Source organism: Streptococcus sp. 27098_8_51, from assembly GCF_041432205.1.
Classification (GTDB): domain Bacteria; phylum Bacillota; class Bacilli; order Lactobacillales; family Streptococcaceae; genus Streptococcus.
Window position 1 is genome coordinate 57,050 of the sequence record NZ_JAPVZE010000012.1, and the last position, 6,339, is coordinate 63,388.

Annotated in this window: 10 protein-coding genes; all 10 read right to left on the minus strand. The window is 38.9% G+C overall.

The window, feature by feature from the left end:
* Positions 1-264 precede the first annotated feature (264 nt).
* Positions 265-477 carry a hypothetical protein gene (locus O3622_RS07825; RefSeq protein ID WP_000710706.1) on the minus strand — a complete coding sequence of 71 codons (213 nt, stop codon included), beginning with the start codon at positions 475-477 and terminating at the stop codon, positions 265-267.
* A 66-nt stretch (positions 478-543) separates the two neighbouring features.
* A complete protein-coding gene (locus O3622_RS07830; protein ID WP_000177340.1) occupies positions 544-735 on the minus strand; it encodes a hypothetical protein in 192 nt (63 codons plus the stop codon).
* Positions 736-1,023: a hypothetical protein gene (locus O3622_RS07835; RefSeq protein ID WP_000542381.1), complete on the minus strand. Its 288-nt coding sequence runs from the start codon at positions 1,021-1,023 to the stop codon at positions 736-738.
* A 113-nt stretch (positions 1,024-1,136) separates the two neighbouring features.
* Positions 1,137-1,364 (minus strand): hypothetical protein, encoded by a 228-nt coding sequence (locus O3622_RS07840; protein ID WP_009013763.1) that lies wholly within the window; start codon positions 1,362-1,364, stop codon positions 1,137-1,139.
* Between the two features lie 72 nt (positions 1,365-1,436).
* Complete coding sequence (locus O3622_RS07845) at positions 1,437-1,652, minus strand: hypothetical protein (protein WP_000043341.1); 216 nt, start codon at positions 1,650-1,652, stop codon at positions 1,437-1,439.
* 75 nt (positions 1,653-1,727) lie between these two features.
* Positions 1,728-1,910, minus strand: coding sequence for a hypothetical protein (locus tag O3622_RS07850; protein WP_000780387.1), 183 nt, complete (start codon positions 1,908-1,910; stop codon positions 1,728-1,730).
* A 617-nt stretch (positions 1,911-2,527) separates the two neighbouring features.
* Complete coding sequence (rpsD, locus tag O3622_RS07855; protein ID WP_000092756.1) at positions 2,528-3,139, minus strand: 30S ribosomal protein S4; 612 nt, start codon at positions 3,137-3,139, stop codon at positions 2,528-2,530.
* Between the two features lie 202 nt (positions 3,140-3,341).
* Positions 3,342-4,376, minus strand: a complete 1,035-nt coding sequence (locus O3622_RS07860) for a sensor histidine kinase (protein WP_371607298.1) — start codon at positions 4,374-4,376, stop codon at positions 3,342-3,344.
* Positions 4,373-5,071: a response regulator transcription factor gene (locus O3622_RS07865; RefSeq protein ID WP_000751223.1), complete on the minus strand. Its 699-nt coding sequence runs from the start codon at positions 5,069-5,071 to the stop codon at positions 4,373-4,375. The genes O3622_RS07860 and O3622_RS07865 overlap by 4 nt, the downstream gene beginning before the upstream one ends.
* A gap of 80 nt (positions 5,072-5,151) precedes the next feature.
* Positions 5,152-6,339, minus strand: a 1,188-nt coding sequence (locus tag O3622_RS07870) for an SSURE domain-containing protein (RefSeq protein ID WP_371607299.1), incomplete at its 5' end; no start/stop codon positions are given.

The following is a 6,339-nucleotide window of genomic DNA, read 5'->3' on the forward strand; positions in this document are numbered from 1 at the left end:
AATCAAAAATCGCTTAAAATCAATATTTTGACATCTATTGACGTGTACTGAAACCCTTACTTAACCTCTGTAAGGATATAATTACGGTACCAGTATATCATAAATAATAACAAAATCTTGACTTTCCGAAAAATAAGTATTTTCCGGAAAAATATCGAAATTAAATCAAAACTAAAAATATCTCATACATTTGAACTGCACCCCAAAAGTTAGACAGAAAAAATCTAACTTTTGGGGTGCAGTTCATCAAAGGTGCTTTTCATTTTAAAAAACTTGTGGAAAAACTTCATCCCATATATCTACTAAGCTTTTCCCGTCAAATACTTTAGCTTCCATAGCTTCATCAATTGTATCAAACTGCTGACCTTCATAATCATAACCAACTACACATATACTCGATAAAAAGCAAGCACCTCGGCTATTATAATTAAATTCAAGATCTTTGTCTAAATATTTTTTAATTTCATCCTTTTTCATATAGGACCATCCCAACTAAAACAATCTCAACAAACAAGATTTTTTCCTTAGATTCTATTCCCACTACTAGCTTTCTATGATGCTGACGATTTCATCTTCAAAATATTCATAAAGAGTTCCATCAACATCTACCAGCAAGGAGTCAATCTCCTCGTCATTGTCAGAGGCGTCACAATAGTCTTCTACAAATCCTCTAACTACCGCGCCATTTTTTAACGTGATAATTACATCTGTACGGTTAAATTTCCAGAGTGTCATTTAAATATTCCTTTCAATATTGGCTAATTGCTTTGCTTTTTCGTAGTAAGGTGTTAAGAAATCGATAAAACCTTGTTTGTCGCTTGGATCATGTTCCTCTAAAAATATCATCAACTCAAAGTCATTGAGAGCGTCAAACATTTCAGAGTTTTCATTATCCCAAGCCTCGGAAAATTCCGCATCTTCTCCAAAAAGAGCGTTAAACGTAAAGGAAAAATCCCAAAAATTATCAATCTGACCACTGACTGTTTGCTGGAGCATGTCTAATACTTGTTGACTATAACCCATTACCCTTCCCCTCCTAATAAGAACGTTGTAGCATATTGAGCTACGTTCCAAAAATTTAACAGACAAAATCTAATTTTTGGGGTGCAGTTCATTCATCAAAGATGATTTTTATTTTAATAATACTGCACTTCAATTCCATCCATAATTTCTACTAAAGTGTTATCGTCAATTTTTAGAGAAATCAGATCAATGAATGATGATACCTGGTATTCCTTATCTCCAATCACCACTACAATATCATGAACAGAATTAGGAAAAATCCCACATACTTGACCATTATAATCAAAAGAGGCATCCCAACCATTGTCATATAACTCTTGTAAATCATCTAATATTGCCATATAAACTAAATCCTTTTCCATAGTGTTTTCTTTCAAATAAGGCAGGTAAAAGCACCTAGATTGTTCTAAGTCCTATGAGATTGTTTTAATCGAGACAATCTCACTCTCAAAGAGAGAAATTTCAGTAGCTTCATCTGGACTAGGATTAGCAATGAGAATAGTGATTTCATCTTGCTCATCATTGTCCATTTCGTCAACAAAGTCTATGACACGTCCCTTGATTATCTTATCGCAATTAGTGACTATCTGAACCCTTGATCGAAGATACTTCCAAAGCTGTTTACTCATTTATTTTCCTCTCTGCTATTTTTTCGATAGTTCTTATACTTTTTATAGTTAGTCGATAAAATCGCCTAGGTTGAACTAAGCACTAATAATTTTGATTTTCTTGATAATATCTTCAGGATATGAGCGATCACCTATAACTATTTCGTCAGGACCATCTAAATCATAACCGTCAAACCAATCAACCACCCTACCCTTGATGGAGGTCCCATCTTCTAAAATAAGGCGAACATTTTTATCAACATATTCCCATAATTTCATTAAGTTCCTTCTCTCTAACATCGGAACAATATGACCCAATATTAGTTATTTACTAATGGCTTTTAGTTCCTGTTAAAAGCATTATAGCACACCTTACTTGCTAAAGTACAACAAGCACCCCATTAGACTAACCTGCTACTTTGCTTTCTTGTAAAAATGTTGTATACTTAAGTAAATAAAGGAAGTAATCTTGTTCCCCCCTGTCTACTATGTGGTCGGAATGATGGTTACTTCTTTTTTCCCCCTTACTATCTCAATAGCCTTGTATTTAAAAGTTTTTTAGGCTATAATTAGATTAACGAATAGAGGTTTTCCATCTCCCCTTGAAACAGATCTTTCTGCGGTAGGAGGTGGGACGCCTCTATTTGTTTTTTAAGTCAAAATGATGTAAAATTAATTCAAGAAAGAAGTGTGGTTTTCCCGCCTAAAAGCTCTATAGCTGTGGGAGGGTCACGCTTCTTTTTACCTCTCAAAAGAGAACGCAAAAAAAGCCGTCTCATTCTTTGAAGCAGCAATGAAATCAATCTAGCAAATATCTAAGCAAACCCAGAAATCAACCTTTTAAGACAAAGCAAAAAGCCCACTGTTGTAGGCTTTCTGTAAGATATTTCTTAAAATTAAAGCATCTTGTTGTAGAATTCAACGACAAGTGCTTCGTTGATTTCTGGGTTGATTTCGTCGCGTTCTGGCAAGCGAGTCAATGAACCTTCCAATTTTTCAGCATCGAATGATACGAATGCTGGACGTCCAAGAGTAGCTTCTACTGCTTCAAGGATTGCTGGAACTTTCAATGATTTTTCACGAACTGAGATTACTTGACCTGGAGTTACACGGTATGATGGGATATCAACGCGTTTTCCGTCAACAAGGATGTGACCGTGGTTTACGAATTGACGAGCTTGACGACGAGTAGTCGCAAGACCAAGACGGTAAACAACGTTATCCAAACGACGTTCCAAAAGAAGCATGAAGTTGAAACCTAGGATTCCGCCTTTGATTTTTGTAGCTTGTACGAACAAGTTACGGAATTGTTTTTCACCTACACCGTAAGTGAAACGAAGTTTTTGTTTTTCAGCCAATTGCAAACCGTATTCTGACAATTTAGAACGGTTGTTTGGTCCGTGTTGTCCTGGTACGTAGTTACGACGTGCCAATTCTTTACCTGTACCTGTAAGTGAAAGGCCAAGGCGACGAGCTTGTTTCCAAGATGGTCCTGTATAACGTGACATGTGAATGTCCTCCTGATATAAATAATATTTCGGTGGAAATAGTCACTTAGAAAGCCCTGATTCGTGCAGATGCCCTTCGCCTAAACAGCCAAGGTTACTTGTCATAAGACACCTGTTGACGAGCTTCATGCTTTCCTGCTGCTATTTCACACAAAGGCTATTGTACCATGAAAAGCTATATTTGTAAAGGGATTTTACGCCTTTATTTCAAACTAAGGCTGAATGTAAACTTGCTTCCTAAGCCATATTGACTTTCTGCTGTGATTTCGCCACCAAGCTGATGGGCTAGTTCGCGTGCGATCGCAAGACCTAATCCATGCCCACCTGTCTTCATATTGCGCGAAGTTTCCACACGATAAAGTCGTTTAAAGATCTTTTCCAAATCCTCAGGAAGGATCCCCTGACCCTCGTCTTTCACACTGATTGTCAGCTCTTGTTCTGTTAATTGGGCAAGAACCTCGATTCTGGTTCCTGGTTCTGAATATTTAAAGGCATTGTTTAACAAATTAACCAAAATGCGAGAAAGTTTGTCAGAATGGCTCTTGATTTTCGCCGACTCAGGTGATACTTGAATGTAAACATCTCGCTCCTCTTGTTCAATCTGGAGTTGAAATTCACTCATTGACTCAATCAACAGCTGATCTAAAAAGACCTCTTCGACTTCTTCATCAGCAGTATCTTGAGGTTGGGTGTTAAGAGTCAGAACATCCAATTCCTCCACTAGCTTGTTTAGACGCTCGGTTTGCCGACCAATCGTGGTTAAGTAGTGGAGCCGTTCCTCTTCCTTAATCACTCCATCTAGAATTCCCTCCACAGTAACCTGAATGGAGGTAATGGGAGTTTTAATATCGTGAGAGAGCTGCGCAATCATCATTCTCTTTTCTTGCTCGCTCTCATCAAGTGATTGAAAGGTAGCCTGCAAATTGTGGGACATGTCATTAAAAGCCTGACCTAGCTCTTGAAATTCTAATGGGCCTTTGGTTTCAATTTCTGTGCTGAAATCTTTGCTGGCTATATCCTGAGCTTGTTTTTTCAAATGTTTCAGAGAAGAGAACACAGGCGACAAAAGAAAGATGCTCACTGCAGCGCCAATGAAACTAGCAATCATGGTCATTCCAACTAGAAAGTAAACTTCACTTTTCTCGATCAACATTCGTTGGACTGCCCAGAAAACGACCAAAATCGTTAGTAGAGTCGACACTAGATACCCCACTAAAATATAGTTTTTTAATTTCATTTTCTACCTCTTGGTCTTTCCATCTTATAACCCAAACCCCAGACAGTTTTGATAGCAGGAGCATTTGAATTTGTATACTTGGTCAACTCTTGCCTCAAAGCATGGATATGAACATTGAGTGTATTGGTATCATCTACATAGTCCTCCTGCCATACCTTCTCGTAAAGTTCCGTCTTTGAAAAGACTCTCTCGGGATTGCTGGCTAATATCCATAGAAGTTCAAAGGATTTTACTGTCAATTCCAAAGGTTGCTCCCCAATGCGAACCTCATGAGTCACATGGTTGATTACCAAGTCACCAAACTCGATCTGTTCGGTCTCTCCTCCACGGCTAAGGCGACGCAAGATATTATTCACTCTTAAAACCAATTCGCGTGGGCTAAAGGGTTTGACTATAAAATCATCTGCCCCCAAACTCAATCCATAAATCTTATCCTGTTCGCTTGTCTTAGCAGTTGTAAAGAGGAAGGGTTGATCCGGAGCGATATACTGAACTTCACTGATAAAATCATACCCGTCCATATTGGGCATCATGATATCTGTGATAATGAGGTCGATAGATTTTTTTCTGAAAAGCTCTAATCCCTCCTTACCATCATGGGCGACCAAAACATCGTAACCTGCCTGTATAAGATAACGGTTTTGAATATCTAGAATATCTATTTCATCATCAACCAGCAAAATTGTCTTTTTCATCTGACACTCCTTCGATAAAAACAGTGTTATACTTGCTTTAGTATAACACTATTTTCTCTAATGTTTAAGTGATTTGAATCTTAATCTTCTCGTTTGCTTGTCAAACCCAAAAGTCCAACAAGACCTGCCAAGGCTAGACCAAAGATACCAAGCCCAGCTGTAGCTGTTTTAGCTTCCCCAGTATTTGGTAACATCGCTTTATCATCTTTTTTCATCATATTAGCCATTGGGCTAGAATCTGGTTGATCTACTTTCATATCTGACATATGGTGATTTGTACCCATCATACCCTCAGTCGTACCTGTAGAGCCTGTTTCAGAAGGCTTCGTATTCATCTGACCTTGTTGAGATGGTATTGTCGCCATTTCTTTTCCACGAAGCTGAATCGTTACTTGACGAGTAGCAATCAGATTGGTCAAATCAGGTTTGCCATCTTTAGAGCCATAGACTTTAACAGTAGCTAGGTATGTATGTGTTCCGTTAGCTCGAAGTTGATCTAGAAGGGCTTGTCCTTCTTTGCCAACCGTATTGCCATTCAAATCCACTTCGTAGAAATATTGGCCTTTAGCCAAGCCTTCAAGTGGCAATAGAGCAGGATTTTTAGCCGTTCCGTTATCTGACCATGGGGCTTTGTCTGAAGCTTTTAACAAGAGGCGAGTCAACATACCATCTCCACCAAAAGCTTCGTATGGAATGACTTGGTTGACACCGGCCAAGAAAGGTCCAGGAACCTTAGCCTTATCAAGGTAGCTAGCTGGAACATCAATCATGTCTTTGACATTGTTAACAACAGACTCTTTGACCTGATTTGGTGTGGTCAAGCCATTCAAATTAACAGTCAAATCTTTAGTCGCTACGAGGTTAGTTAAGTCAGGCTTGCCGTCTTTCGCACCGTACACCTTGATAGTAGCTTTATAGCTTTGAGTGCCGTTTTGTTTCAAAAGGTCAAGTAGTTCCTTGTCAGATTTTCCTTGAGTGCCAGCCAAATCCACTTCATAGAAGTAAAGGCCTTTGCCCAATTTCTCTACTGGTGGGAGAGCAGGATTTTTAGCTGTTCCGTTGTCTGACCATGGAGCCTTATCAGAGACTTTCAAGATCAGGCGAGTCAACATGCCGTCACCAGCGAAGAATTCGTATGGAATGACTTGGTTGACACCCGCTGTGAATGGACCTGGGAAGTTGGCTCTATCCAAATAAGAAGCTGGAACATCTACTGTATCTTTGGTGTTGGCAGTCACACCTTTTTGCACTTCAGCTGGAGTGGTCAA

Bases quoted from the DNA above. Each gene is read 5' to 3' on its own strand.
- O3622_RS07825 (WP_000710706.1), bottom strand. From the start codon at position 477: ATGAAAAAGGATGAAATTAAAAAATATTTAGACAAAGATCTTGAATTT.
- O3622_RS07830 (WP_000177340.1), bottom strand. From the start codon at position 735: ATGACACTCTGGAAATTTAACCGTACAGATGTAATTATCACGTTAAAA.
- O3622_RS07835 (WP_000542381.1), bottom strand. From the start codon at position 1,023: ATGGGTTATAGTCAACAAGTATTAGACATGCTCCAGCAAACAGTCAGT.
- O3622_RS07840 (WP_009013763.1), bottom strand. From the start codon at position 1,364: ATGGCAATATTAGATGATTTACAAGAGTTATATGACAATGGTTGGGAT.
- O3622_RS07845 (WP_000043341.1), bottom strand. From the start codon at position 1,652: ATGAGTAAACAGCTTTGGAAGTATCTTCGATCAAGGGTTCAGATAGTC.
- O3622_RS07850 (WP_000780387.1), bottom strand. From the start codon at position 1,910: ATGAAATTATGGGAATATGTTGATAAAAATGTTCGCCTTATTTTAGAA.
- rpsD (WP_000092756.1), bottom strand. From the start codon at position 3,139: ATGTCACGTTATACAGGACCATCTTGGAAACAAGCTCGTCGCCTTGGC.
- O3622_RS07860 (WP_371607298.1), bottom strand. From the start codon at position 4,376: ATGAAATTAAAAAACTATATTTTAGTGGGGTATCTAGTGTCGACTCTA.
- O3622_RS07865 (WP_000751223.1), bottom strand. From the start codon at position 5,071: ATGAAAAAGACAATTTTGCTGGTTGATGATGAAATAGATATTCTAGAT.